We start from the raw sequence: 1,555 nt of genomic DNA on the forward strand, positions 1-1,555 counted from the left end.
TGATCTGAGCGCTCGCTTAACAGACTTGCTAGTTTCCAGTCACATGGAGCTGGGCTTTCAAGCTTGATCAACTCAGGAGTTTGATTTGTCTGGTTTTTTGGTGCGTTATCCGGGTCATTTACATGCAAGGGACCACGATCAAACATCCTAGACAGAAAATCACTAAACGGTGAAGGAGCGACATTTCCCGCACTGTCTGGCGAAGATGCCTGCGCTACAGCGCCTGTGTTACCCAACGATTCCCACTGAGACGGATCTGGCTCAGGTGCCAAGGCCGGCGCTTGTACAAAATTCGGGTTGGTACGCCAGACCTCACACTCCGTCTTGAACGGCACGAAAGCCGGCGCGAACGCCGCGCCGCTCAGGTCCAGTTGAGCCGGCCCGGTCTTCTTCAAGCCACTTGTCCTGAAGTGCACACGGCCGCGCGAGCCCATCTCGATCCCTTCCGGATTCACGCGGATATACGAGCCGCCGACGCTGAGCAGGATTTCCTTCGGCGACTTCACGTGCAAAACGCCATTGACCGTTTCGACCGTCATGTCTTCCTGCGCCGCAAGCTGCATGCGGCCTCGCTGGGCCTGCACAATGACCTCGCCGGCCGACGCGACCAGGCTCATGCCCTTCCGCGCGAACAGTGACAACAGACCGCCCGCAGAAGCGGTGATCCTCTTGAGCGCGCTGAAGTGGACTCCTTTCTTCGCGGTCCCGATGATCGAACCCTCGGCGGCGAGTTGCACGCCGTCGCCGGAGACCACGCCCACCGGTCCCGGTGCAGTCACGACCGCGCCCGGCCTTTTCAATTCGTTCAGCCCGTCGCTGATCGCCTTTTGGGCCTGGGTATCCGCAGGCGATGCCTTCGACGCCTCGGCCGACTTCGCCAGCGATTCGGCTAGCGCCAACATTTCCTTGAGTTGCGCGATCGTCTCGGCCATATCAAGCTGCTTGCCCGCGCCGCCCGGCCGGTCGTAGGCCGTCACCATCACACCTGCGCCGCCTCGCGCAACCGCATGCCCTGAAGTCCGCAGTTCGGCACCCGCGCCTCGCTGGTTCAGTGCGCGGTCCACCATATGGCCGAGATGGAGTTGCGAGCGACCGGAGTGCTCCGTACCGAGTTCGATGCCTTCCTGATTGTCCCAATCGTCCATCCAGAACGTGTTGCCGGATTGCGTTCGGATCTCGTTGCGCGACATGCGCCGTCGTGATGAATTAATCAGGTCGGGGCGCTCGCTATTGTGGATAAAGGCCGCAATAAAGGGCTTGTTCGGATTGCCTTCGCGAAAGCCGATCAGCGCTTCGTCGCCGTCCAACGCGGGCATGTGCATGCCCGTATGGTTCCTGCCTGCGAACGGCTTGGCGAGCCGTAACGGAACGCTTTCCCCGCCCTTGGGCCAGTTGCCGAAGTCGCAGTGAAACCGCGCAACGTACTCGCCTTTGTCGGTCAGGTAGGCGAATCTGTACTTGTCAGGCGACGTAATGCCCGATCGGCGACTCGGCCGACACCGGGGTGATCGACCCGTACCACCGGCTGTACGGCCACCCCGGCATCTCGGTCGTG

General features: G+C 61.1%; 1 protein-coding gene. It reads right to left on the reverse strand.

Annotation, left to right across the window (positions count from 1 at the left end):
• Nucleotides 1–1,322, reverse strand: a 1,322-nt coding sequence (locus ACWDD7_RS37680) for a DUF2345 domain-containing protein (RefSeq protein ID WP_450460707.1), incomplete at its 3' end; no start/stop codon positions are given.
• Between the last annotated feature and the right edge of the window lie 233 nt (nucleotides 1,323–1,555).

The organism is Streptomyces sp. NPDC001056, from assembly GCF_053598955.1.